The sequence below is a fragment of the Synechococcus sp. PROS-9-1 genome (assembly GCF_014279775.1).
GTDB lineage: Bacteria > Cyanobacteriota > Cyanobacteriia > PCC-6307 > Cyanobiaceae > Synechococcus_C.
This window is the reverse complement of sequence record NZ_CP047961.1, coordinates 101,874-124,180: the sequence shown is the minus strand read 5'-3', so window position 1 is coordinate 124,180 and position 22,307 is coordinate 101,874. Positions and strand designations below refer to the sequence as shown.

Genomic DNA, 22,307 nt, shown 5'->3' with positions numbered 1-22,307 from the left:
CAGCCAAAGATCACATCCTTCACTTCCCTGCGCCGGCATGACCCGGATCAAGTTCAGAGGGTGTGATCTCAGCCCCAGCGATCGCAATGAACGCCAGGGCACCCCTAGTGGTGTTTGAAAGCTAGCAACGCTTTTCAGGTCTGGTGCACTTCTCCTTTTAAGGCTGCAATCCATTCAGCGCAGCAGCCACCACACGGTGATCAGCGTCCTGTTGCAACGGCTGAAGCAACGCCCTGGCTTCAGAGCCATTGGCGTTTCCGGCCTGCTCGCGCAGGACCCGAGCCAAAATTTCCGCCCCACTCACCCGCACGGTGCCATCAGCATCGGCGATCGCTTCCCTGCCAAGGTCCAGCAACCAAGCCGGGTTCATTTCGGGCTGCTCAGCGAGAGCGGAAAGGATGCTGCAACGCACCAACCAAGCGCCATCCTTCGCAAAGCTTTCGCGCAACAGGGGCCAGGCCCGCTCCACCCCGTAGCTCGCTAAGGCATTGGCCGCTTCAGCGCGCACATTGGGATCGTCGTCTGTCGAAACCAGACCAATCAGCACCTGCCAGCCCTGTTCATTGCGCCGGTAGCCCAGGCCACTGCAGCTCAGGGAGCGCACTAAAAATGCCTGTTGCTTACTGCCCAGGATCAACAGTGGAATCACAACACTGTCGTTCTCTGAATCGGGCAGCGCTCGCAATTTGGCAAGGGCTGGCATCGCTTGAACAGGATCACCAGAAGCGATCGCTGCCCGCAGCTCCTCAGGATTGGGTGCAGTCTGTTCAGGGGTACTAGCCATCTCAATCCTCCTGAGAGCGGGTGGTGCGCAAGGCGATCAACAATTGATGGCGGCGATAACGACGACCCACCACGGCATGGATCACCAAACCAGATCCCACAACAATGGCAGGAAGTGCTTGCCAGCGGTCGGGTCCCTCTCGCTGCAGCATCGCCGACACCCCGAGCAGCACCATCAGCGGCGCCGCAAGCGACAAAACGATGTGAATTCTGGTGCGGGTTGAACGGCTCATGGCGTGGGTGTCCAAGCCAACATCGCTGCGGTTAAAACCTGCACTCCCACGCCCAAGGCTCCTTCCTCAGGATTGAAATGACCGTTATGGAGCGCTGCACATCCATCAGGACCGGCCACCCCCAGGCGAAACATGCTGCCGGGAACGTCCTGCAACAGTTCTGCAAAATCCTCGGCACCGAGCGAAGGCTGGTCCAGGCGCTGCACATTCTCGGCCCCCAATTGGTCAACGGCGCTGCGCTCTAGCAAGGCGGTGAGGGCGGGATCATTGCGGACGGGCGGTGCAATGCAGCGGTAGCGAACCAGGGCGGTAGCGCCAAAGCTGCCACAAATGGCTTGGACCGTTTCCTCAATCCAAGCTGGCAACCGTTCATGGAGATCAGCGCTAAGACAGCGCACCGTGCCGAGGAGGGTGACCCGATCGGCAATCACGTTAAAGGCCTTGCCTCCTTCGATTTTCCCGAAGCTCACCACCACCGGATGAAGAGCATCCAAGCGACGGCTGATCGCCTCCTGCAATCCCGAAACCACCCGTGCTGCAATCCAAATCGCATCAACGGATTGATGGGGCCGCGCGCCATGACCGCCTTCACCGATCACTTCGATTTCCAATTCACCAGCAGCAGCCGTCAGGCTGCCGCTGCGCAGTCCGATCGTGCCCACAGGCAAAGATGGGAACACATGCACGCCAAACAGGGCGCTGAGACCATCAGTGGCACCGTCAGAGCGCATCCAGCGGGCACCTTGGGCAATCTCCTCAGCAGGCTGAAACAAAAGGCGCATCCCCACTGGCAAGGACGCCTCCTGCGCCAACAAACGCGCAACCCCCAAGCCGATACAACTGTGCAAGTCATGGCCGCAGGCGTGCATGACCCCTTGCCGCAGGGAGGCATAGGCCAAACCCGTGCGCTCCTCCACCGGTAAAGCATCCATATCCACACGCAAACCCAACTGCGGACCGCTCTGAGGCCCAAGCTCCGCCAGCACACCGGTGCGCCCCACCCCTTCACGAACACGCCAGCCGCACTGACGCAACTCTCCAGAAATGAGGGCCGCGGTCTGGTGTTCTTCCCCGCTCAGTTCCGGATGCGCATGGAGATGGCGACGCAGCTCGATCAACTCGGGCAAGATCGCCTCAAGCCTTGCTTTTAGAAGAGGTGTAGTGGTGGTCATGGACTCTCCAGAGCCAGCAAACGCTGTAAATCAGCAACAGGGCGTGGCGGCCAGCGCCGCACCTGGAGCAACCAATCGGCTTCGCGATAACTGGGATCCAAGCCAGAAGCCGCCGCCCAGTTGCTTTCGGCCTCGCCCTTAGAGCCACGGATCCAAAGCAAGGCACTTAAACCAGCGCGCGCATCCGCAAACATCGGATAACGACGGATCAAGTTGCGCATCTCCCGCTCAGCGTCGTCAAAGGCCTCAAGTTGGTAAAGAGCCAGCGCCCTGCTGGAGCGCGCCATCGCAAACCCAGGACGAGCCTCAGCGGCACGCCCATAAAGGCTTTCAGCGGATTTCCAGTCGCCTTCAGAGCCACGCACATTGCCGAGGTTGTAGAGCGCCGAAGCATCTTGAGGATCCCGCTTCAAAATCCAGTTGTAATCCTGCTCGGCTGCCGTCCAATCCTGCAAGGCCTCCTCAGCCGTGCCTCGATTGAGGTGGGGGTCCGATTCTTCTGGGGCGAGCTCGATCGCCTTGGTTTGATCAGCGATCGCCCCCTCGGTGTCACCTAAAACCAAACGAACATTGCCGCGGTTGCTCCAGGCAGCAGCGTCATCCGGAGCCAGCTCCAGCACCCGATCCCATCCCTCGAGGGCCCTCTGCGGGTCGCCCTGACGGCTGAAGCGCAGGGCCTGTTCAAACAATTGACGGTGCTGACCATTAGGAAGCGATTCAGCAAAAGCTGGATCAGCCCCAAGCAGCGCCACAACCCCGAAGGCAACTAACAAAACGGAGAACCAACGCTTGAGATCAAAGCTCATGCCGCATCTCCCTCATCCGCGGGCCATCCCAGATGGCCTCGGCCAGCGGGCGTAACCACCCGTCCCCGGGGAGTGCGCTGTAGAAAGCCGAGCTGAAGCAAATAGGGCTCCACCACCGCTTCCAGGGTGGTGGGATCCTCACCAAGCGCCGCGGCCAAGGTGTCGAGACCGACGGGACCGCCGCCATGGGACTGAAGCAATAGTTCCAAAAGGCGACGGTCACTGGCATCAAGGCCCTTGCCATCCACACGATGCAGCGTGAGCGCTTCATCCACCAACTGCACATCGATGCAGCCAGACACCTCACGCACACAGGCCACATCCCGCACCCGGCGCAACAGACGGTTAGCAATCCGGGGGGTGCCCCGACAACGTCGGGCAATCTCGGCGCAAGCCTCCGGGGAAAGCTGCAGCTTCAACAGACCAGCCGCCCGCATCACAATCGCTTGGAGATCGTCTTGTCCGTAAAACTCCAGCCGCTGAATCAGTCCAAAGCGATCGCGCAGGGGAGAGCTGAGTGCACCGGCCCTTGTGGTGGCGCCCACCAGGGTGAAGGGCGGCAACTCCAAGGCACGCGTTCGCGCCGTACTGCCTTTGCCAACGGTGAGATCGAGGCGTCGGTCTTCCATTGCCGGATAGAGGAGCTCTTCGGCAACGCGGGTGAGCCGATGAATCTCATCAATAAAGAGCACCTCCTTCGGCTGCAAATTCACGAGCAGGCCAACAATGTCGCGTGGACGCTCCAGAGCCGGAGCGCTGGTGATCCGGCAGGTGACCCCTAATTCCTCTGCCAACACCATCGCCATGGTGGTTTTACCCAAGCCCGGAGGGCCATACAGCAACACATGGTCGAGGGCCTCACCCCGACCCATCGCCGCCTGAATGGCAATCCCAAGCACCTGCTTAAGTTCGCGCTGACCGATGTAATCGTCAAAACGACGCGGCCTCAGGCCGTCTTCCTTCGTGGCGCTCAGCTCGGCCGTTTCATCCTGTTGGCACGTTGCATCCACCACCCGCGACGGCTTCGGTCGGGGAGCTCCCTTGGAGGATCCAGCGTTGGAAGAAACAATCGCCATGCTCGCAGGGTACCGATAGCTGGATAAGGTCGGGAGACCGATCGGCCGTGGGGCCTGACGCGAGATGGGCAAGGGAGGCGGCAAGAAGAGTGCAGCGGCAAGAGCAGCGGCCAATCGCCTGCTGGCCGACAACCGACTGGCAAGGCACCAGTACGAGATTCTCGAAACCCTAGAAACGGGAATCGAACTTCTGGGGACCGAGGTGAAGTCGGTGCGTGCTGGGCAGGCCAATCTTCGCGATGGCTTCTGCCTGATCAGGCGCGGAGAACTGCACCTTCACAACGTTCATATCTCCCCGCACACCCATGCCAGCCGCTATTTCAATCACGAGCCACTGCGGGTGAGGCGCCTCCTCGCCCATCGCCGCGAAATCGACAAATTACGGGGTCACCTGGAGCAAAAAGGGCTCACCCTGATTCCCCTCAACCTGCACCTGCAGGGGTCATGGATCAAGCTGACAATCGGCTTGGGCAAGGGACGCAAGCTCCATGACAAGCGGGCCGCTGCCAAAGACAAGCAGGTCAAGAAAGAAACCCGGGACGCCATAGCCCGCTACTGACTCAGCAGCCCCGCTTCTGGCTGATCGGATAGCTCCTGGGAGACGTTCTCGTTCACGCCCGCTGGCTTCGGGCCAGGAGGTTCTGGCAACGCTTCAATCGGTCCCTGCGCTCCAGTCGCCGGATCGGCAATCGGATTGCGATCCACCCTTGGCAGGTCTGCTCGACAAGACAGGGTCAGCAGGCCGGAGGCGACGCCTTCATTGGTTACGAGCACCTGCACAGGTGTGCCCACATCAGCCGCCAGGGTGACCACTCGCAAAGGCCCCCTTTCGGCAGCCACAGAGCCGTCAGCGGCATAGACGGTCATCTGCATCAACGGTGTTCCGTTAATGCCGAGCACCAGCCGACGATTGGCTGGAACCTCAATCGAAATCAGGCGGGCGCTATCGGCTGGTACTCGACTGGACAGAACTGTGGCGATCTCAGACCTTGCCTTCACCCTTTCAATCTTCACCTCCTCCAGACTGCGCAAGGCAGCGGCGTACCAAAGCTGCCGGAATGGATCGGGTGGCTTGGTCCCAAAGGCCACACCCGGCAGCAGGGTGTTGGCCGCCACAGAGACCATCTGCTCCACCACCCTGTCATTCACACCTTGAGCAACAAGGGCCTGACGCTGGGTCTGCCAATCCTTTGGATCAAGTGTCCCCAGTCGACTGCGCAAGCCTGGAGGCAACTGCTCCACCCTGGCTAACCACTCGTTGGCTAGCTCGTTCCAAACCTTGCGCAGGGGAGCATCTTCAAGGGAATCACTGGGTAAGCGACCGCTCCGCTCCGGGAAACGGGCTAACAAGCTGGCATCCACAACCTGCAAAAACCAGCTGCGGTTTACCTGCAGAGCTGTTAATCGACTGAGAAGTTGTTGACGCTGATCCACCTCTGCTGGCGGAAGGCTGGCCGTCGGCGAGCGGCCCACCACATCTCGATCCGTAGATGGCACACCAGATGGAGCATTGCCGCGGCTGAGAAGGAACCAGCCAATAGCCGTGCCAACCACCGCCGACAACAACAGGGCAATCACCACAGGCCATAGCCGTCCTTCTGCCGCCACTTCGCGCTCATCGGCGCGCTGACGCCGGCGAGGCTGGGAGGAAGGCGAGCCAACAGCCTGCGGAAGGGCAGCAGGGACTTCAGCAGAATCCAGCACCACAGGCGCGAGCACGACCGTTCGCTCAGAACTCGGCATCGGACCGGTCGATTCAGGCATGGGAACCGCTTTCAAGGCCTGTAAAACCTCCCTTGCCTGCTCAAAACGACGCCCTGGAACCTCACTGAGCAAGCGTTCCAACACCTCGCGGAAGCCCTCATGGATTTCGAGGCCTGGGGGACATTGCCATTCGCTGGCATCCACCGGCAGCAAAGCCTCAGGCGCCCGCCCGCTCAGCAACGTCAAGGCCGTCACACCCAAAGCATGCAAATCCATCCATGGCGCTGCCATCTCGCCGCGGCCTTGCCCCCTCGGGGCATAGCTGGCCGTGGCGCCTAGGAGCGGAGCGGTACCCAGGTTTTGAAGCAGACCAAAATCCAGCAAAACCGGCAATCCATCCTGATCACGGCGCAGAAGATTGCTCGGATTGATGTCGCCATGGACCAGTCCCTTGCCATGGAGAACGCCCAACACGGGGAGGAGCTGACGCAACAACAGCAGCACTTCGCCGCCACCAAACACCAGCTGACGCTCGCGCCGCTGCTGCTGAATCTGCCCAAAGCTGGATCCTTCTTGCCACTCCCTCACCAGCCAGAGCGAATCCAAGTCCTCCAGCAGTCCTCCGAATCGTGGGATCAGCGGGTGAAGCACAGATTGCATCGCTGGCCAAAGCTGACGAAACCGGTCTTGCGCCTCAGGATCTTGAAGCTGCCGCAGTGCCACTGGAGCATCTGAAGCCAATACATCGGCGCCACGCCAAAGCTTGCCCTGGGGTGCGCACTTGTCTGACGTCAGACATTGATCCAAGCGATAGCGCTCAGCCAGCAGAGTGCCGATCACAACGACATTGCCTCCATGGGCTGATGCTAGGGGGACTTGTACGAAAGCACCTCCAGCTTGGCCTCACTAAGGTCACTGTCCCGAGCAACAACCTGCCATGGACTCCGGCACGCTGCTCAGCCGGCTGATGTACGTGCGCCGCACCAGCGAAGTGTTGATTGAGCCGCTTGAAGCCGAAGACCTCTGCCTCCAGGGCATGGCCGATGCGAGCCCACCCAAATGGCATCTCGCTCATACCACCTGGTTTTTCGAAACCTTTGTTTTGATCCCCCATTGCCCTGGTTACGAAGGGGCAGATCACCGCTGGAACTATCTGTTCAACTCCTATTACGACGCGGTTGGTCCTCGGCAACCCAGACCGCAACGGGGCTTACTCAGCAGGCCACCAATGGCAGAGGTGATCGCTTGGCGGCACAAGGTGAACCAGGCCCTGGAAAACCTGCTCCAACGCAAAGGAGATTCCACCTCCCCCTGGCTGGAGCTCGTGGAACTGGGCCTTCAGCACGAGCAACAGCATCAGGAGTTGATGTTGATGGATCTTCTCGATGCCTTCAGCCGTCAGCCCTTGGAACCGGCTTACCGAACGGATTGGCACGAGCCCAAAGCCTCTCCCAACGATGGGACAACTCCCGTTTGGCTGCAGTGTGCGGGGGGGCTGGTGGAGATCGGTCAAGACACCCAACAACACAGCAGCACCAACAACGCCCATCGCTTCCATTTCGACAATGAGGAACCACGGCATCGCGTTTGGCTCGAGCCCTATGACCTGGCCGATCGCTTAGTGAGCAACGGCGACTACAGAGCTTTTATCGAGGACGGCGGCTATATGCGCCCCGAACTCTGGATGAGTGAAGGCTGGGCCATCCGCACAGAGCGGCAGTGGAAAGCACCGCGTTACTGGCGCCAAGCGCAGTGTGGTGAACAGCAAGCTTGGGCCTGGGAATTCACCCTGGCAGGCCGCTGCCCGTTAAAAGACCATCGCCCTGTGCGTCATCTCAGCTGGTTTGAAGCCGATGCCTACGCGCGTTGGGCGGGAGCCCGCTTACCAACGGAGGCCGAATGGGAGATGGCCGCCCAGGAGCACGGGCTGCAGCTCAAGCAAAGCCATGCTGAGCTTTGGCAATGGACCGCAAGTCCCTACCGGCCCTATCCCGGATTTCAAGCAGCGCAAGGAGCTGTGGGCGAGTACAACGGCAAATTCATGACCTCCCAGTTTGTGTTGCGGGGCAGCAGCCAGCTCACCCCAGAGGGGCATGCCCGCAACACCTACCGCAATTTTTTTGCTCCCTCTAGCCGCTGGATGGCGGCTGGCCTGCGCTTGGCCCGATGACCACCACCTCTCAACAGACTGATCAAAAACCCGAACTGATCGACCTCCATCCGCCAGCAGCGGATATGGAACAGCTCGTGCGGATCGGGCTCAATCGTTGTCCCCGCCAACTCCCGGCTTGGTTTCTCTATGACGAGGAGGGCTCACGCCTGTTCGATCGCATCTGTGAGCAACCCGAATACAGCCTCACGCGCACCGAAATTGCTCTGCTCGAGTTGGCTGCCCCCGAGATTGCGTTAGCCATCGGTGGAGGGGTGATTGTTGAATTCGGGGCTGGCAGCGCCCAAAAAGTAGGGCCTCTTCTCGACGCGATCCATCCCGCCGCCTACGTGGCCCTCGACATCAGTGCCGAGCATCTAGGCAAGGCCACCGCAGCTCTGCAGCAACGCCACCCAGGGGTGCCGATGCTGGGAATTTGCTGCGATCACAGCACGCTTAAAGCAGTGCCTGAGCACCCATTGCTGCGAGATCAACGCCGCATCGGTTTCTTTCCCGGCAGCTCGCTCGGCAATTTTGAGCAGCACGATGCCGTCCGGCTACTCCGCCATTTCAAGCAGTTGCTGAAGGGGGGACCTCTCCTGCTTGGTCTGGACCAACCCAAGAGCAAGGTCCGCCTCGAAGCGGCCTACAACGACGCCGCTGGCATCTCAGCCGCCTTTGCACGCAACTTGCTGCATCGCCTCAATGCCGATTTAGGAGCGAATTTTGACCCCCAATCCTTTCAATACCAAGCGCGTTGGCAAGCCGACCAGCAGAGGGTGCAGATGGCCTTGATCAGCAGCTGCGACCAAGTGGTCAGGATCGCCGATCACAGTTGGACGTTCAGGTGCGATGAACCACTGATCACCGAATACAGCCTCAAATACAGCCCTGAACGCGCTGTTGCGTTAGCGCAACAGGCCGGATGGCGCTGGGTGCGCCGCTGGCATGATCCAGATGACGATCTCTCCTTACATCTCCTAGAAGCCACAGACTGAGATCCAGACCTTCATCCCTGCTGAGCCATGAGTCGCGACGAGCAACGGGCCACAGTCCGTTTACAACGAGAGACCCTGATCGAAGAGCTGGAAACGGTGTACCGCAACGCCTTCGATCGTTTGGGTGCTCTTGAGCTCGGGGAGGGCTCGGTCGCCCGTCTCACCCAGCTATTGCTCCGTTCACGGGAAGGTGCGATCAATCCGCTGGAGCAGGAAATCGAAGCTCCATTGATCACGAGCGCACCGGATCCAATCCCATGAGCCCCACCTGGCTGGACAACCTCGAACGCAGCCTGGAAGAACGGCTGGAACAGTTTTTGCGCAGCAATCCCAGCCAGGATCAATTACTGCAGGAACAGCACCTTCAAGACCGCCAAAGGGATCTTCACAATCGTCGCGGGCAGCAGCAACTCCAAGCGAGGGAATTACGCCGCCAACTGCTCACGCTCGCCGAACAGGTCCAAGCCTGGACAAAGCGGGGCGAGAAAGCACGTGGGGCTGGCGCCCTTGAACTCGCGCAACGGGCTGATCAGCATGTTGTTGGTCTGATGCAGCAAGGTCGCGAGCTCTGGAACGAGTTCGAGGCCCTGGGCCTTCAGTTCGCCGAACTCGAAGAGCAGCTCAACAGCCTTAAAAGTCAAGGACAGCAATCCTCATCAAGGCTTCGCCTGGATGAGGATTGGGCCCTATTCGAAGCACAACAAGAGCTCGAAGAGCTGAGGCGCAGCAAAGGGCTCAGCTAATCAAGCTTGCAATGGCTCTCAATCAAGCCTTGGGTGCGGGTGGCTCGAGGCTCACATTTTCAGGTGGAGGGGTGGGGTCTGGATCAGCGATCAGCATGTGCTGAAGCACAATTTCAGGCCGCTCACTGTCACGCCAGCGGATTCGATAAGCGGGCATCTTGGTGCCTCGGCTCGTGGTCTGCTCCACTGGTTCCATCACCCATCCTCGACGGGACCGCCCCTGCGGATTGCGCTTGACCACCGCATCGGCGTGTTTGAAGCGGAAACCTACGCGCTCACCACTCATCGGAATTGGACCCTGCCACTGGGTTAATTATCCATGCTGACAGGTCACCCCTCCGGTCGCATCAACGGAAAGGCAATGACATCCCGAATCGAGGGGCTATCGGTGAGCAGCATCACCAAGCGATCAATCCCGATTCCAAGTCCACCAGTGGGGGGCATCCCCACTTCGAGGGCCTGGATGAAATCCTCATCCACTCCGCTGGCTTCCACATCTCCAGCAGCACGACGCTCCTGCTGGAGCTCCATACGCCCTCTTTGATCCAAAGGATCCGTGAGCTCACTAAAGGCATTGGCCGTTTCTCGGCCCACGATGAACAACTCAAACCGCTCCACTAGGCCGGGCTTGCTGCGATGTTTACGAGCCAGAGGTGAAATTTCCTGCGGGTAATCGAGCACAAAGGTGGGCTGGATCAACTTCGGTTCCACAGCATGCTCAAACGCTTCGTTCAAGAGCCGTCCAACGGTGTCGGCCTTATCCGGCGCCGGGAGATTGGCGGCTCGCATCGCCTCCACAGCCGCCTCACGGGTCTTGAAGCTGGCGAAATCAAGGCCAGTGGCCTCCTGCACAAGTTCATACATCGTGGCGCGCCTCCAAGACGGCGTCAGGTCCACGTCCACGCCCTGGTAGCTGATGCGGGTTGTACCGCACACCTGCTCACACACCGAAGCAATCAGCTGTTCGGTGAGCGTCATCATGTCGTTGTAATCGGCATAGGCCTGATACACCTCCACCGACGTGAATTCAGGGTTGTGGCGCGTGCTCACCCCTTCGTTGCGAAAGATCCGCCCAAGCTCATACACCCGTTCAAAACCACCCACCACGAGCCGTTTGAGATGGAGCTCCGTGGCAATCCGCAAGTAGAGAGGCAGATCGAGGGTGTTGTGATGCGTGATGAACGGTCGCGCCTCAGCGCCTCCGGCCTCGGACTGCAAGACCGGTGTTTCGATCTCTAGAAAGTCGCGTTCATCCAACCAACGGCGGATTGCACTCACGGCCATCGCCCGACGCCGGAACGTCTCACGGGACTGCGGCGTCACGATCAAATCCAGATAGCGCTGGCGATAGCGCTTCTCCACATCCGCGAGGCCATGCCATTTATCTGGCAGAGGCTGAAGAGACTTGGTGAGCATCTGCCATTCACTCACCTTCACGGACAATTCACCGCGATCTGTGCGCCGCAAGCTGCCATGAACTCCGATGAGGTCTCCGGCATCCACCAAGGAACTGAGCTGAGCAAAGCTGTCTCCAAGCGTTGCTTTTTCCAGGAACAACTGGATCGTTCCCGTTTCGTCCGCCAGGGTGAAAAATGCAAGCTTGCCCATCACCCGGCGGGTCATCACCCGGCCAGCAACCGAAACCTTTAGGTCGCGCTCGGTGCCGTTCGCAAGATCAGCATGATCGGCTTGCAAGCGAGCCATGCGATCAGTGAGATCAAAACGCAGCGCATACGGCTCTTGCCCCTGTGCTTTGAGAGCATTCGCCTTCTCCAAGCGGGTCTCACGAAGTTCAGACAAGAGAGAAGAAGCAGTCGGGCGCCATCCTGCCCCGCGGCGGGCACGAGAGCGAACAGATCACTCCAAATTCATCAAACTGCGGCAGATGCTCCTGCGGGCTCACCCATGCGTTGGGACGCATAGCCAATGCCTCTCACGGTGAGGATCAGCTCGGGGTTGCGGGGGTCGGGTTCGAGCTTGCCGCGAAGACGGGCAACGTATACATCAACAACCCGGAGATCAGCCGCACGCCGGGGCGGATAACCCCAAAGCTGTTCAAGAATTTCGGCCCTAGGCACCACATGACCCGGCTCGCGAAACAGCAATTCAAGAAGGCTGAATTCTGTGTAAGTGAGGGCGATGCGTTCGGTTCCTCGGTTCACCTGACGGCGATTGGTATCAACCACTAAGTCTCCAACTCGCATCACACCTTGACCACTGGGGATCTCTCGAGGCTCGGAGGTAGCAGCGCCGGACCCCACCCGTCTCAGGATTGTGGAGATGCGCGCTTCAAGTTCCTTTGGGCTAAAGGGCTTTGGAAGATAGTCGTCAGCTCCGAGGTCAAGGCCAGCCACGCGTTCCGAGATGGATTCCAAGGCCGAGAGAAAAATAATTGGCACGCAGGACTCAGCTCGTAAGCGCCTGCAAACAGCAAAGCCATCCATTTTTGGAAGCATCACGTCGAGGACGACGAGATCAGGCTCTTCGTTATGAAACATCTCCAACGCCTGCTCTCCATCCTCAGCCGAGACGACGTTGTAACCAGCCAATTGCAGACGCATGATCAGAACCCGTCTGACTGCGGGCTCGTCGTCCACCACAAGAATGGTTCCTTTTACAGAAGGCCCATCTGTGGGCATCGGAACACAATGTGAAGAGAAGCGACTCTACCGGTCGGGGTGAACCGTGCGTGAGCAATTTTTCGATTCGACCCAACCACTGGCTCCATTACGGCCATCGCGCCTCTGAATAACGGTTCCACTGCTCAGCCGCCGTACGCACCGCCTCATCACTGCTGATCTGACCCAACATCGCCCGCTGAAGCTGGGTGTACACGATGCTTTGAAGACGCTTTACCCCGGGCGTCGCAGGGACAAGAACCCTCGCCCGCCCCAGCGTCTTGGCAGAGAGAATCCTTGCCTCGCGAATTTGAGCTTGCTCTGGGGTTGCAGGACGCTCGGCTTCAAGCTCAGCACGCACCTGCCTGAGAGCCTCCAGGGAGGAGGGCAACACCCTGGCCTCGCGAGCAAAGCGCGCTTGGTTCGGTCCATTGGTGAGATCGAGGGCAAAAGACAACGCTTCTCGCGGCCGCTCACTCTGGCGAGGGACCGCAAGCGTCATCAACGCCACGTTGGCGGTGCCATCGCCTCCTGTGAGAGGCGGTTGCGGGGAGGTCACCGCCGCCACACCAGGCGCATTGGTCTGAATGCTGCGTAAAAATTCAGCCCCACTGGCCAGCAACGCGAGCTCGCCGCTTTGGTACAGCTCAATCGCCCGTCGCTGGCCTTGACTGACCACTTCCCTAGGAAGAAGCCCCTCTCGATACAAATCGGTCCAAAACGCAAACGCCTTGCGCCCCTCGGGCGAGTCGAATCCAGCTCGCTGTTTGTCATCCAGCAACATCACCCCCATCTGCACCATCGACTCCAGCAATTCGGCGGAGTCGTCGGGCACTGCCGTGACAAAGAGGCCGTAACGTCCTGTTCGCTCTCGAATTTGGCGAGCAAAGGCAGGGACATCCTCCCAACGACGGGGAGGCGAACTCACGCCAGCCTGCTGTAGCAGCTGCTGGTTGACCAAGCTGAGCCGCACCGTGAGATACCAGGGGACGGCAATTTGACCAGTCTTTGGATCGCGTGCTGCACGCCACACCGAAGGCAAATAGCGCTGAGCGGCATCAGGCGGCAACAGCGGCGTGAGATCAGTCAACCCACCCTTGCTTGCCAAATTGGCCGCAAAGGGGGGATTGAGATTCACCACATCCGGAGCGGTGCGCGCAAACACTGCAGCCAGGAGCTTCCGTTCCACCGAGCCCCAAGGCAAATCGGTCCAACGCACCGGTGCATCGGGATGATCAGCATCCCAGCGATCAATCACCTGTTCCATGTAGGTGTTGAACTTGGGCGCTAATTGCAACGTCCAAAGCTGAAGAGCTCCTTCTGGAGCTTCGCTACGCCGGCATCCCCCGATCAGCAACGACGTGCTGACAAGCGCCAAGGCGAGCCATCTACGCCGATAGGAGCTATGGCGATGCGAAGTGAGCTGAATCATGCGGGAGTGCGCCGTCGCCAGATCAGAAGTTGCCAAGACCCAATCATCGGGGCCATCAGGCCCGTCATCAGACCTTGAGCCAAACAGGTATGCAATGCAAAGGCTTGGGCCAGAGGAGCATTCACACCCTGAACCAACAGCTGCGCCCAAAGACTCAGCCCAAGCAGCATCGTGCCGATCCAAGCCAGCAACCCCAAATTGAGACTGCGTTGAATCGGTCGTCCCCGCCGCCCAAGCCGTCCCCACCACCAGCCCAACAGCATCAAAGCGGGCACCTGGCTGGCATCTCCCACACTGAGACCATCCAGGACAAGCCCCATCGCCGCACCCGCAATCACACCCGATACCGGTCCATCAACGAGGGCCCAAGGCAGCAGCCACAACACCGCCCAGCTCGGCAAGACACCACCCAAGCTCAGCCATGACGGTGCCGCCAAACTGATCAACGGCACCAACAATCCGGAAGCAACACAAATCGGTTGGCTGTGAAGACGAGCCATCGATCAGCGCCGACTCACCTGCACCCAGTCGATCGCATCCGGAGGCGCAATCAACTGAACCAAAGCCGTGGGAGCCGGCACCGCCCTGGAGTTCAAAGACTGCACAACGGCCACCGGAAGGTTCGCAGGCAGCAGGGTGCTAGCCGGCGAGGTGCTCACCAAATCACCAGGTCGGACCTTTACGTCTTTGTCGATGAATTTCAATTCAGGACGGGCTGTTCCCATTCCCACCAACAAGGCATGTTGACGGGTCCGCGGCACCCAAACGCCAACTCGACTTCCAGGGGCTGTGAGCAAGCGAACAAGGCTTGTCGCTGGGGTGGCACTTTGAACACGGCCAATCAATCCACCCGGACCGATCACCGCATCACCTTGCTTGATGCCATCCAACACCCCCTTTCCAAGCACGATCTGCTGCCACCAGCCTTCAGGCGTTCGCGAGATCACAGCAGCAGAAATTGCAGTGCTGGCGCCTTGACGATCCAGTGAAAGCAGCCCTCGCAAGCGAGCGTTATCCACCTCGAGCAATTGCAAACGGGTGGCATCGTCCTGCTGCTGCGCTGCCTGGATCCACTGTTTCTGAGCTGAACCCGGCCAAAACGGACGCGTGAGCAAGGCATAGCCATCCGCAAAACCAGCGCCCTTGCTCCAACGCACCATTCCCAGAACGCCGAGAAGGGCAAGCCAAGGCCAGATTCGTTTGAGGCTCCGGGAACGCGTTCCCTGCGGCCACGGCGAGGAGCCCATCGGGATCAGAGGCTCGAAGCAGAACGAACAAATTCGGGGGTGTCCAGCACACGCTGCAGGCGTTTGTAATCCTCAAGCACCTGACCGCAGCCATTCACCACACACAGCAGCGGATCTTCAGCAATGTGGGTGAAGATCCCTGTTTCATGGCTGATCAGGTCGCTAATCCCCCTCACCAGGGCCCCACCACCAGCGAGCATGATCCCGCGATCGACGATGTCGGCTGCTAGTTCGGGGGGGGTGCGTTCGAGCGTTCGCTTCACGGCCTCCACAATCACGTTGAGTGGCTCAGCGATGGCTTCACGAAGGTCGCCGGCTTGGAGCTGAATCGTGCGCGGCAAACCAGATAGGAGGTGCAAGCCACGCACATCCATCACCGTCTGATCGAAGTCATTATCGGGGAATGCGGAGCCGATTCGAATCTTGATGTCTTCGGCGGTGCGCTCACCCACCACCAGGTTGTGAACCTTTTTGAGATGGACTCCAATCGAATCGCTGATTTCATCACCGGCAACGCGAACGGATTCACTCAGCACAGTGCCCCCGAGGCTGAGAACCGCTACTTCAGTGGTTCCACCACCGATATCCACAATCATCGTGCCAACGGGCTCCGTGACCGGCAAACCAGCACCAATTGCCGCGGCCACGGGCTCATCAATGAGATGCACTTCTCTGGCACCGGCCAGACCGGCCTCTCGCACGGCGCGGCGCTCCACACCGGTCACACCGCTGGGGATGCCCACCACCAAGCGAGGAGCAATGATCCCTCGCCCCTCGTTGCCTTTCTGAATGAAGCTTTTGAGCATCTGCTCAGCCGCATCAAAATCAGCGATCACGCCATCGCGCAGTGGCCGCACCGCACGAATGTTCCCGGGCGTACGGCCCAGCATCAGCTTCGCTTCATCGCCAACGGCCAGGGGCACCCCCCTCTCCAGATCAATGGCCACCACTGAAGGCTCTTGCAAGACAATCCCCTTGCCGGAGACATAAATCAGGGTGTTGGCAGTGCCAAGGTCGATACCGATGTCACGGGAGAGCTGAAACCGACGAAAAAGCACTGAGTGGGGCACAAGTCGACGAATCTTAGGAGGGGTGTCATGCACCGGCTGATACATCCAGCGCTGAGGGTGGAACTCCTTAAAAGCAGCTACGACAACCGTGGCGCATCATTGATCCACGCAGAACTAAACCTTTATGGGTGTCAACTCCGTAACCCTGGTCGGCCGAGCCGGCCGAGATCCCGAAGTTCGTTACTTCGAATCGGGAAGCATGGTGGCCAACCTGACCATTGCCGTGAATCGTCGCAGCCGCGACGATGAACCGGATTGGTTCAACCTTGAGATCTGGGGCAAACAGGCCCAGGTTGCTGCCGATTACGTCAAAAAAGGATCACTCCTCGGCATCATCGGCAGCTTCAAATTGGATCGCTGGACCGATCGAAATAGCGGCGAAGAGCGCAGCAAACCTGTTGTTCGCGTTGATCGCCTCGAACTCTTGGGCTCCAAACGCGACAGCGAAGCGGGATCCGGGGGATTCGCAGGGGGGAGCCCGAGCGACGAAGAGGTTCCCTTCTGAATCAGCCCGCCATGGCAACTGGCTGCCCCCCGGGTGGAGGGGCTCACAACAGCCGGTTGCTGGCTCGTATGACTGCTTAGTCGGCCGACTGACGGCGACGCCAAATTCTGAGGGCAAGCCAGATCCCACCAGCCAAAACGGCAACCACCAGGCCCACCTTGATCACTTTGGAAACGGGGTCGATCCAGACCTCCACATTGCTGTAACCCTCGCCGAGCACCATGCCAGCGATGGTGAGCAACAGCGTCCAGATCAGGCTTCCAGCTGTGGTCCAAATCAAAAATGGAGCCATCGGCATCAGCTCGATCCCTGCAGGAACCGAAATCAGGGTGCGAATGCCCGGCACCAACCGTCCCCAAAACACAAGGGCTGTGCCGTAGCGGCTAAACCAGCGGCGACTCCGCGCCAACTCCTCAGAGCTAATACCGATCCAGCGGCCATGCCGATCGAGCCATTGCTCAATGCGTTGTTCGTTGATCAGCCGGCCGATGCCATACCAAGGCAACGCTCCGAACACCGTTCCGATCAAACCGGCAAGGACAACTGGAATAAATTGCAATTGCCCTTGCTGCACATAAAACCCACCCAAAGGCATGATCAACTCTGAAGGGATCGGAGGAAACAAATTTTCCAGAAACATGGCCGCAAAAATGGCGCCATATCCCAACCATTGATTCGCCTCAACGGCCTGTCCAATCAGCTCTGGAAGCTGAGTAATCAGTTCAGACAGACCCATCAACAACGATTAAAAAGTGATGCCATTGTTTCACACTTTCCTGCCAAACGGAATCCTCCGCAACGATGTGATTCACACAACAGAATCAGACTTAGAAAAAGGAGAAATATCTCTGCCTTCGGTTCAGCAAGGAATCATTTGATACGCAGGAGTCTGAGCCATTTCCCAAACTCAAGAGCAGAGTCATTCCTCAAAACAAAACGGCAGCTTTACAGCTTTTTTCTGCTGACAAAACTAAGACCTCACAACACCTCCGCAAATATTTATTGACCAGGAAAGCGAAGGGTCATCAAGGCGCAACGAAGCATTGCCGACCCCTATAAACATTTACAAGAACAATCTCTGAACACAAAAAGACCATAAAAAAAAGGGCTGCATTCCGCAGCCCTCACTCAATCGAAAGTGATCAATAACGATAGTGATCAGGCTTATAGGGGCCTTCCACTGGAACGTTGATGTAATCGGCCTGATCTTTGCTCAACTCAGTGAGTTTGCAACCGATCTTCTCAAGATGGAGGCGAGCCACCATCTCATCGAGGTGCTTAGGCAGCACATACACCTCTTTGCCGTATTCGTTGCCCTTGGTGAACAGCTCAATCTGAGCCAGCACCTGGTTCGTGAACGAATTACTCATCACGAAACTGGGGTGACCTGTGGCGCAGCCCAGATTCACGAGACGGCCCTCGGCAAGAAGAATAATCTTGTTGCCGCTTGGCAAGGTGATGTGATCCACCTGAGGCTTGATGTTGTCCCACTCATAGGACTTGAGCGAAGCCACATCGATCTCGTTATCGAAGTGTCCGATGTTGCAGACGATCGCTTCGTCCTTCATCTTCACCAGATGCTCATTGCGGATCACCTGATAGTTCCCCGTGGCGGTCACAAAGATGTCCATCTGATCCACCACATCTTCAAGGCGGACCACCCTGTAACCCTCCATCGCAGCCTGAAGGGCGCAAATGGGGTCCACTTCAGCAATACAAACGGTGGCGCCAAGGCCACGCAATGACTGCGCTGAACCCTTGCCCACATCGCCGTAGCCAACCACGAGGGCCTGCTTGCCAGCCACCATCACGTCGGTAGCGCGCTTGATGCTGTCAACCAGCGATTCACGACAGCCGTAGAGGTTGTCGAACTTGCTCTTGGTGACCGAGTCGTTGACGTTGATCGCAGGGAAGGGAAGCTCTCCGCTCTTCTGCATCTTGTAGAGACGTGCCACTCCTGTGGTGGTCTCCTCTGTTACGCCCTGAATCTCAGCCTTAATACGGCTGTAGAAACTGGAATCCTTCGCCAGCTTCTTCTTGATCGAAGCGAACAGGAAGGTCTCCTCTTCGTTGGAAGGATTGTCGAGCACGGTGATGTCCTGCTCAGCCTTGCTACCCAACATCACCAGACCGGTGGCATCGCCACCGTCGTCCAGGATCATGTTGGGCGTTCCACCATCGCCCCATTCGAGAATGCTATGGGTGTAATCCCAGTACTCCTCAAGGGTTTCACCCTTAACGGCAAAGACGGGAACTCCAGCAGCAGCCATCGAAGCCGCGGCGTGGTCTTGGGTAGAAAAGATGTTGCAGGAGGCCCAGCGCACATCAGCACCAAGCTCGATCAGGGTTTCGATCAGAACAGCTGTCTGAATCGTCATGTGCAAAGAGCCGGCGATCCGGGCACCCTTCAACGGCTTCTCCTTGCCGTACTTGGCACGCAATGCCATCAGACCGGGCATCTCGGTCTCAGCAATATTGAGTTCCTTGCGTCCAAAATCGGCTAATCCGAGATCCGCAATGACGTAGTCCTTTGCGACCTGAAGTTCGGTCGTTGCCGCGGCTGTTGCCACCATATGGAAAAGCTCCCTGGGGAGGATGTGAACGATAAATACTTCGGAGACGCCGAGGCTTCGGGCTCCCTTGTTAACCAATCTACAGATGTGACAAGGATCCTTGACGATCTCGAGGCCACAAAAGAGCTTGGCCGGATGTTGGCAGCGCGCCTCAAAGCGCACGACATCCTGCTGTTGAGAGGACCGCTCGGTGCAGGCAAAACCTCTCTCGTCAAGGGGCTGGCCGACGCCCTAGGGATCCAAGAACCGATCACCAGCCCAACCTTCGCGCTCGCTCAGCACTACCCGGAAGGAACCCCCCCTCTCGTCCATCTCGACCTGTACCGGCTCGAGCAAGCGATCGCAGCTGATGACCTTTTCCTTCAAGAGGAGGAAGAGGCAAATGCCATGGGGGCTTTGCTCGTAGTGGAGTGGCCGGAGCGGCTCAGCCTCTCTCTTCCAGACGCCTGGCTCTTGGATCTCAACTACGCAGCTGCCAGCGGACGCACCGTCTCGCTCCACCCGCCAAACGTTAGGCCCGCAAACCTGACGACGACCAGCGAGCGATGAGCTGATCCACTCCCAAAACCGTGCAGGCCACAACGAGTGCAGGGATCAAAGGCAGACAGCCCCCCTGAAAAGCCTGCGGAATCACGCCCATGGCAAAACCCAGCAGAACGGCTTCCCCTGCGATCACCGACAACATGGCGCCAACAACGGACCAGCGCAGGCCATAGACCGCCCCCACCAGCATCGGGAACAGCAATGCGAGTCCCGAAAAGGCATGGGTTGCAAGCGACAGAATGGCCTCCGGCGGACGCAGGGCGATGGCAAGACCAGCGACTGCAAGAGCGATCACCACGAGCTGCCCAACACGCACTTGCTCCGCCAAAGAAGCCTGCGGTCGCCAATACCTCTTATAGATGTCGCGAGTGAGCATCGACGACAGCGCCAACAACTGCGAATCCAGGGTGGACATAAAGGCAGCCAAGGCCCCCACCATCACGATTCCCGTTAACCATTGCGGGCTGTATTGGGACAGCATCAAGGGCATGATCTGATCGGACGCGCGACCCAGCAGATCAGGGAAGGCCAGATGCCCCCACATCCCGATCAGCACAGGACAAATGAACAGCACTCCCGCTACGACTGGGTAAAGCACCATCGACTGCTTCAACGAGCGGTCATCCCCGGCAGCAAAAAAACGCATCAGCATCTGCGGAAACATCGGCAGGCACAACGGCCAAAGCAGCAGATAGCTGGCCAACATTCGCGGCGTAAAAAAATGGCCCAGTCCTGCCGGACTGAACAGCTCAGGACGTTGCACAAACAGCGTGCGATTGGCCAGCTCGACGCCACCGACACCTTTGGCGACAGCCGCAAAGGCCATCAGCATCAGCGAAAACATCAGGATCCCCTGAAGCACGTCGGTTCTCGCCACAGCTCGCATGCCGCCGCCCACCACGTACAGAACGATCACGACGGTGAGCAGGACAGCTCCAACCTCAAAAGGAACCGCTCCTCCCGTGAGGCTCTCGAGCAAATAACCGGCACCAAGAGGTTGCAGGGCCAAATAAGGAAGGGTGAACAGCACCATCACCGCAAGAACCAACAGGCGCAGTCCCTCCCCTGGCAAGAGATGGCCGATCAATTCAGACGGAGTGATGAGGCCATGGTCAGCACTGAGCCTGCGGACCCGGCAGCCCAGGCTGCCGAAACTGAGGGCAGCCAACCCTGTTCCAAACGCCATCATTGGGTAATAGGCAATCCCGATGCGATAGCCCGCACCAGCAAAACCAAGAAAAAAGAAGGCGCTGAAGTTGGTCGCGATCAGCGTGAAGAACAGCACTCCGGCACGCAGCCGCCGATCGGCCAGGAAATAGGAGTCGGCGCTGTTGGTTTGTCCCCCGAGACTCTGAGTTCCGAGCCAGAGCAACGCCAGCAGGTAAACAACGAGAGCGAGGAACGCTGAAATCAGAGTGGTGCTCATGGGCGGGCGATCCAAGCAGCGGCAAAGGTGAGTACCGCCTGCAGGCCGATGAACACCAACACCCAAACAGGCAGACCAGCCCAAAACGGCAAGGCCGATTCCGCCTGACCATGCACCACTAAGGCCAAAACAACCGCAGCGAGCACGGCCAACCAGGGCCAGCGACTTGGCATGACACCCATTAAGTGCACTCCTTGAGGAAAGTTGATACGTCTTGCTCTCGTGGCTGTGGGTCGATCGCTCCAGCTCCACCACAAACGAGTGCACCGCAGGCTGACGCGAAGCGCAACCGCTCCGTGACAGGGCGATCCCAACAGTGCAACAAACCGGCAGTGAAGGCATCCCCTGCCCCTGTGGTGTCGATCACCTGAGCGGGAGGGAACACCGGCATACTCCCGGCTTCCTTGGCGATGAACCAGCGAACGGGCGCGGCTCCATCGGTCACCACGACGTCGGGCTGCTGCGGCAAATCCGCAGAGATAGCAGCAGGATCATCACTGCCGAAAAACCACAACGCCTCCTCCCGGGCCAATTTGATCAGGGAGGCCTGCTCCAACACAGGCTTGATCACCGCCATTGCATCAGCGGTAGGACCCGCCGCTGGGTCTGCCTCGGGATTCCAGAAGGTGGGGCGCCAGTTCACATCCACAGCCAAGCCAAGACCAGCAGCCTTGGCCTGAGCTAACACCCATTGCAACGCGCCGGCAGAAGCCATCGAGGCCAAGGGAATCGTGCCAACTAATAGCCAGCGAGCCTGCTCGGCCAAGCCCGGCCAGACCGCTTCCAAACAGCCACGATCCAGCAGTTGATCCGCGAAACCCAGGATGTGATCTCCAGCAAACCCCTGAAACACGCGTTCCCCATTGGCATGGCGGCGAACCAACACCACCCGACTCGGGTGACTTGCATCACGTTGAAGCGCCCGCACATCAACACCCCGCCCCTTGAAAAGCTTGAGGAATGCAGCCCCGATGGCATCTTCACCAAGTCGACCAACGAGGCCAACGGGTGTGCCAAGCCGAGCGAGAGCACAGGCCACGTTGGCGGGTGCACCACCCAAGCGGTCATCACAAGAATCGGGCGCAGCAGTAGCGGGATCCCCTCCAAGCGGGCCAAGCCGATCCACCAAAGCCTCACCCAGGCACAACACGCGAGGAGCCAACGCAGACAGATCGGCCATGACAGCAAGTCGGATGCATCAAGGCTGGCTACGGCAAAGCGTGATGCCA

Annotated in this window: 25 protein-coding genes and 1 riboswitch; of the genes, 7 read left to right on the top strand and 18 right to left on the bottom strand. The window is 58.9% G+C overall.

The genetic code is table 11. The features are described from left to right. Window positions 1-7: 7 nt before the first annotated feature. Window positions 8-116: riboswitch (TPP riboswitch) on the bottom strand. A 41-nt stretch (window positions 117-157) separates the two neighbouring features. Genes SynPROS91_RS00625 through ruvB form a run of 5 tightly spaced genes read right to left on the bottom strand, consistent with a single transcriptional unit; the run spans window position 158 to window position 4,070 of the window. Continuing rightward, a complete protein-coding gene (locus tag SynPROS91_RS00625; protein WP_186517513.1) occupies window positions 158-784 on the bottom strand; it encodes a HEAT repeat domain-containing protein in 627 nt (208 codons plus the stop codon). Between the two features lies 1 nt (window position 785). Then, window positions 786-1,016 (bottom strand): DUF3188 domain-containing protein, encoded by a 231-nt coding sequence (locus SynPROS91_RS00620; RefSeq protein WP_186517511.1) that lies wholly within the window; start codon window positions 1,014-1,016, stop codon window positions 786-788. After that, window positions 1,013-2,188: an amidohydrolase gene (locus tag SynPROS91_RS00615; protein WP_186517509.1), complete on the bottom strand. Its 1,176-nt coding sequence runs from the start codon at window positions 2,186-2,188 to the stop codon at window positions 1,013-1,015. Before SynPROS91_RS00615 ends, SynPROS91_RS00620 begins: the two co-directional genes overlap by 4 nt. Then, on the bottom strand, window positions 2,185-2,994 hold the full coding sequence (locus SynPROS91_RS00610; protein ID WP_186517507.1) for a tetratricopeptide repeat protein: 810 nt from the start codon (window positions 2,992-2,994) through the stop codon (window positions 2,185-2,187). The genes SynPROS91_RS00615 and SynPROS91_RS00610 overlap by 4 nt, the downstream gene beginning before the upstream one ends. Then, on the bottom strand, window positions 2,991-4,070 hold the full coding sequence (gene ruvB, locus SynPROS91_RS00605; RefSeq protein WP_186517505.1) for a Holliday junction branch migration DNA helicase RuvB: 1,080 nt from the start codon (window positions 4,068-4,070) through the stop codon (window positions 2,991-2,993). The genes SynPROS91_RS00610 and ruvB overlap by 4 nt, the downstream gene beginning before the upstream one ends. A 64-nt stretch (window positions 4,071-4,134) precedes the next feature. Between ruvB and smpB the strand changes: the two genes are divergently transcribed. After that, window positions 4,135-4,629 (top strand): SsrA-binding protein SmpB, encoded by a 495-nt coding sequence (gene smpB, locus SynPROS91_RS00600; protein WP_186517503.1) that lies wholly within the window; start codon window positions 4,135-4,137, stop codon window positions 4,627-4,629. Here the strand turns inward: smpB and SynPROS91_RS00595 are convergent. After that, on the bottom strand, window positions 4,623-6,614 hold the full coding sequence (locus SynPROS91_RS00595) for a phosphotransferase (protein WP_186517494.1): 1,992 nt from the start codon (window positions 6,612-6,614) through the stop codon (window positions 4,623-4,625). The two genes, smpB and SynPROS91_RS00595, sit on opposite strands and share 7 nt — an antisense overlap. 97 nt (window positions 6,615-6,711) lie before the next feature. Here SynPROS91_RS00595 and egtB point away from each other — a divergent pair, with 97 nt between their 5' ends. Genes egtB through SynPROS91_RS00575 form a run of 4 tightly spaced genes read left to right on the top strand, consistent with a single transcriptional unit; the run spans window position 6,712 to window position 9,664 of the window. After that, window positions 6,712-7,944 (top strand): ergothioneine biosynthesis protein EgtB, encoded by a 1,233-nt coding sequence (egtB, locus tag SynPROS91_RS00590; RefSeq protein WP_186517493.1) that lies wholly within the window; start codon window positions 6,712-6,714, stop codon window positions 7,942-7,944. Beyond that, window positions 7,941-8,921, top strand: coding sequence for an L-histidine N(alpha)-methyltransferase (gene egtD / locus SynPROS91_RS00585; RefSeq protein WP_186517491.1), 981 nt, complete (start codon window positions 7,941-7,943; stop codon window positions 8,919-8,921). The genes egtB and egtD overlap by 4 nt, the downstream gene beginning before the upstream one ends. A gap of 27 nt (window positions 8,922-8,948) precedes the next feature. After that, on the top strand, window positions 8,949-9,182 hold the full coding sequence (locus SynPROS91_RS00580; RefSeq protein WP_186517489.1) for a hercynine metabolism small protein: 234 nt from the start codon (window positions 8,949-8,951) through the stop codon (window positions 9,180-9,182). After that, on the top strand, window positions 9,179-9,664 hold the full coding sequence (locus tag SynPROS91_RS00575; RefSeq protein ID WP_186517487.1) for a hercynine metabolism protein: 486 nt from the start codon (window positions 9,179-9,181) through the stop codon (window positions 9,662-9,664). The genes SynPROS91_RS00580 and SynPROS91_RS00575 overlap by 4 nt, the downstream gene beginning before the upstream one ends. Before the next feature lie 22 nt (window positions 9,665-9,686). Here the strand turns inward: SynPROS91_RS00575 and SynPROS91_RS00570 are convergent, their stop codons facing one another. The 7 genes from SynPROS91_RS00570 to SynPROS91_RS00540 all read right to left on the bottom strand — a co-directional run bounded on the left by SynPROS91_RS00570 (window position 9,687) and on the right by SynPROS91_RS00540 (window position 16,019). Further along, window positions 9,687-9,950 (bottom strand): hypothetical protein, encoded by a 264-nt coding sequence (locus SynPROS91_RS00570; RefSeq protein ID WP_006042532.1) that lies wholly within the window; start codon window positions 9,948-9,950, stop codon window positions 9,687-9,689. Between the two features lie 44 nt (window positions 9,951-9,994). Next, complete coding sequence (gene lysS / locus SynPROS91_RS00565; protein ID WP_186517485.1) at window positions 9,995-11,464, bottom strand: lysine--tRNA ligase; 1,470 nt, start codon at window positions 11,462-11,464, stop codon at window positions 9,995-9,997. 71 nt (window positions 11,465-11,535) lie between these two features. Next, window positions 11,536-12,303 (bottom strand): response regulator transcription factor RpaB, encoded by a 768-nt coding sequence (rpaB, locus tag SynPROS91_RS00560; protein WP_186517483.1) that lies wholly within the window; start codon window positions 12,301-12,303, stop codon window positions 11,536-11,538. A gap of 88 nt (window positions 12,304-12,391) precedes the next feature. Beyond that, window positions 12,392-13,714, bottom strand: a complete 1,323-nt coding sequence (locus SynPROS91_RS00555; RefSeq protein WP_186519264.1) for a sugar ABC transporter substrate-binding protein — start codon at window positions 13,712-13,714, stop codon at window positions 12,392-12,394. Then, window positions 13,711-14,214, bottom strand: a complete 504-nt coding sequence (locus tag SynPROS91_RS00550) for a rod shape-determining protein MreD (protein WP_186517481.1) — start codon at window positions 14,212-14,214, stop codon at window positions 13,711-13,713. Before SynPROS91_RS00550 ends, SynPROS91_RS00555 begins: the two co-directional genes overlap by 4 nt. 3 nt (window positions 14,215-14,217) lie before the next feature. After that, window positions 14,218-14,961, bottom strand: a complete 744-nt coding sequence (gene mreC / locus SynPROS91_RS00545) for a rod shape-determining protein MreC (RefSeq protein WP_186517479.1) — start codon at window positions 14,959-14,961, stop codon at window positions 14,218-14,220. 5 nt (window positions 14,962-14,966) lie between these two features. Then, window positions 14,967-16,019 carry a rod shape-determining protein gene (locus SynPROS91_RS00540; protein WP_304623027.1) on the bottom strand — a complete coding sequence of 351 codons (1,053 nt, stop codon included), beginning with the start codon at window positions 16,017-16,019 and terminating at the stop codon, window positions 14,967-14,969. A gap of 136 nt (window positions 16,020-16,155) precedes the next feature. Here SynPROS91_RS00540 and SynPROS91_RS00535 point away from each other — a divergent pair, with 136 nt between their 5' ends. Next, complete coding sequence (locus SynPROS91_RS00535) at window positions 16,156-16,536, top strand: single-stranded DNA-binding protein (RefSeq protein WP_186517475.1); 381 nt, start codon at window positions 16,156-16,158, stop codon at window positions 16,534-16,536. A 76-nt stretch (window positions 16,537-16,612) separates the two neighbouring features. Here SynPROS91_RS00535 and SynPROS91_RS00530 read toward each other — a convergent pair whose 3' ends face one another. Together SynPROS91_RS00530 and ahcY are read right to left on the bottom strand one after the other, a co-directional pair. After that, complete coding sequence (locus SynPROS91_RS00530; RefSeq protein ID WP_186517473.1) at window positions 16,613-17,272, bottom strand: DedA family protein; 660 nt, start codon at window positions 17,270-17,272, stop codon at window positions 16,613-16,615. 406 nt (window positions 17,273-17,678) lie between these two features. Next, the gene (gene ahcY, locus SynPROS91_RS00525) at window positions 17,679-19,109 is read right to left on the bottom strand and encodes an adenosylhomocysteinase (RefSeq protein ID WP_186517471.1); all 1,431 of its coding nucleotides are present in this window, start codon (window positions 19,107-19,109) and stop codon (window positions 17,679-17,681) included. Here ahcY and tsaE point away from each other — a divergent pair, their 5' ends adjacent. Further along, entirely contained in the window at window positions 19,110-19,658 is a 549-nt protein-coding gene (tsaE, locus tag SynPROS91_RS00520) for a tRNA (adenosine(37)-N6)-threonylcarbamoyltransferase complex ATPase subunit type 1 TsaE (RefSeq protein ID WP_186517469.1), read from the top strand. It abuts the gene before it with no gap. Here tsaE and SynPROS91_RS00515 read toward each other — a convergent pair. Genes SynPROS91_RS00515 through SynPROS91_RS00505 form a run of 3 tightly spaced genes read right to left on the bottom strand, consistent with a single transcriptional unit; the run spans window position 19,621 to window position 22,258 of the window. Then, window positions 19,621-21,078, bottom strand: coding sequence for a sodium:solute symporter family protein (locus SynPROS91_RS00515; RefSeq protein WP_186517461.1), 1,458 nt, complete (start codon window positions 21,076-21,078; stop codon window positions 19,621-19,623). The two genes, tsaE and SynPROS91_RS00515, sit on opposite strands and share 38 nt — an antisense overlap. Then, entirely contained in the window at window positions 21,075-21,260 is a 186-nt protein-coding gene (locus SynPROS91_RS00510) for a hypothetical protein (RefSeq protein WP_186517459.1), read from the bottom strand. Before SynPROS91_RS00510 ends, SynPROS91_RS00515 begins: the two co-directional genes overlap by 4 nt. Further along, entirely contained in the window at window positions 21,260-22,258 is a 999-nt protein-coding gene (locus SynPROS91_RS00505) for a carbohydrate kinase (RefSeq protein WP_186517457.1), read from the bottom strand. Before SynPROS91_RS00505 ends, SynPROS91_RS00510 begins: the two co-directional genes overlap by 1 nt. Between the last annotated feature and the right edge of the window lie 49 nt (window positions 22,259-22,307).

Coding starts and splice junctions, on each gene's coding strand:
- SynPROS91_RS00625 (WP_186517513.1), bottom strand. CDS start 784: ATGGCTAGTACCCCTGAACAGACTGCACCCAATCCTGAGGAGCTGCGG.
- SynPROS91_RS00620 (WP_186517511.1), bottom strand. CDS start 1,016: ATGAGCCGTTCAACCCGCACCAGAATTCACATCGTTTTGTCGCTTGCG.
- SynPROS91_RS00615 (WP_186517509.1), bottom strand. CDS start 2,188: ATGACCACCACTACACCTCTTCTAAAAGCAAGGCTTGAGGCGATCTTG.
- SynPROS91_RS00610 (WP_186517507.1), bottom strand. CDS start 2,994: ATGAGCTTTGATCTCAAGCGTTGGTTCTCCGTTTTGTTAGTTGCCTTC.
- ruvB (WP_186517505.1), bottom strand. CDS start 4,070: ATGGCGATTGTTTCTTCCAACGCTGGATCCTCCAAGGGAGCTCCCCGA.
- smpB (WP_186517503.1), top strand. CDS start 4,135: ATGGGCAAGGGAGGCGGCAAGAAGAGTGCAGCGGCAAGAGCAGCGGCC.
- egtB (WP_186517493.1), top strand. CDS start 6,712: ATGGACTCCGGCACGCTGCTCAGCCGGCTGATGTACGTGCGCCGCACC.
- egtD (WP_186517491.1), top strand. CDS start 7,941: ATGACCACCACCTCTCAACAGACTGATCAAAAACCCGAACTGATCGAC.
- SynPROS91_RS00580 (WP_186517489.1), top strand. CDS start 8,949: ATGAGTCGCGACGAGCAACGGGCCACAGTCCGTTTACAACGAGAGACC.
- SynPROS91_RS00575 (WP_186517487.1), top strand. CDS start 9,179: ATGAGCCCCACCTGGCTGGACAACCTCGAACGCAGCCTGGAAGAACGG.
- SynPROS91_RS00570 (WP_006042532.1), bottom strand. CDS start 9,950: ATGAGTGGTGAGCGCGTAGGTTTCCGCTTCAAACACGCCGATGCGGTG.
- rpaB (WP_186517483.1), bottom strand. CDS start 12,303: ATGCCCACAGATGGGCCTTCTGTAAAAGGAACCATTCTTGTGGTGGAC.
- SynPROS91_RS00555 (WP_186519264.1), bottom strand. CDS start 13,714: ATGATTCAGCTCACTTCGCATCGCCATAGCTCCTATCGGCGTAGATGG.
- SynPROS91_RS00550 (WP_186517481.1), bottom strand. CDS start 14,214: ATGGCTCGTCTTCACAGCCAACCGATTTGTGTTGCTTCCGGATTGTTG.
- mreC (WP_186517479.1), bottom strand. CDS start 14,961: ATGGGCTCCTCGCCGTGGCCGCAGGGAACGCGTTCCCGGAGCCTCAAA.
- SynPROS91_RS00535 (WP_186517475.1), top strand. CDS start 16,156: ATGGGTGTCAACTCCGTAACCCTGGTCGGCCGAGCCGGCCGAGATCCC.
- SynPROS91_RS00530 (WP_186517473.1), bottom strand. CDS start 17,272: ATGGGTCTGTCTGAACTGATTACTCAGCTTCCAGAGCTGATTGGACAG.
- ahcY (WP_186517471.1), bottom strand. CDS start 19,109: ATGGTGGCAACAGCCGCGGCAACGACCGAACTTCAGGTCGCAAAGGAC.
- tsaE (WP_186517469.1), top strand. CDS start 19,110: ATGGAAAAGCTCCCTGGGGAGGATGTGAACGATAAATACTTCGGAGAC.
- SynPROS91_RS00515 (WP_186517461.1), bottom strand. CDS start 21,078: ATGAGCACCACTCTGATTTCAGCGTTCCTCGCTCTCGTTGTTTACCTG.
- SynPROS91_RS00510 (WP_186517459.1), bottom strand. CDS start 21,260: ATGGGTGTCATGCCAAGTCGCTGGCCCTGGTTGGCCGTGCTCGCTGCG.
- SynPROS91_RS00505 (WP_186517457.1), bottom strand. CDS start 22,258: ATGGCCGATCTGTCTGCGTTGGCTCCTCGCGTGTTGTGCCTGGGTGAG.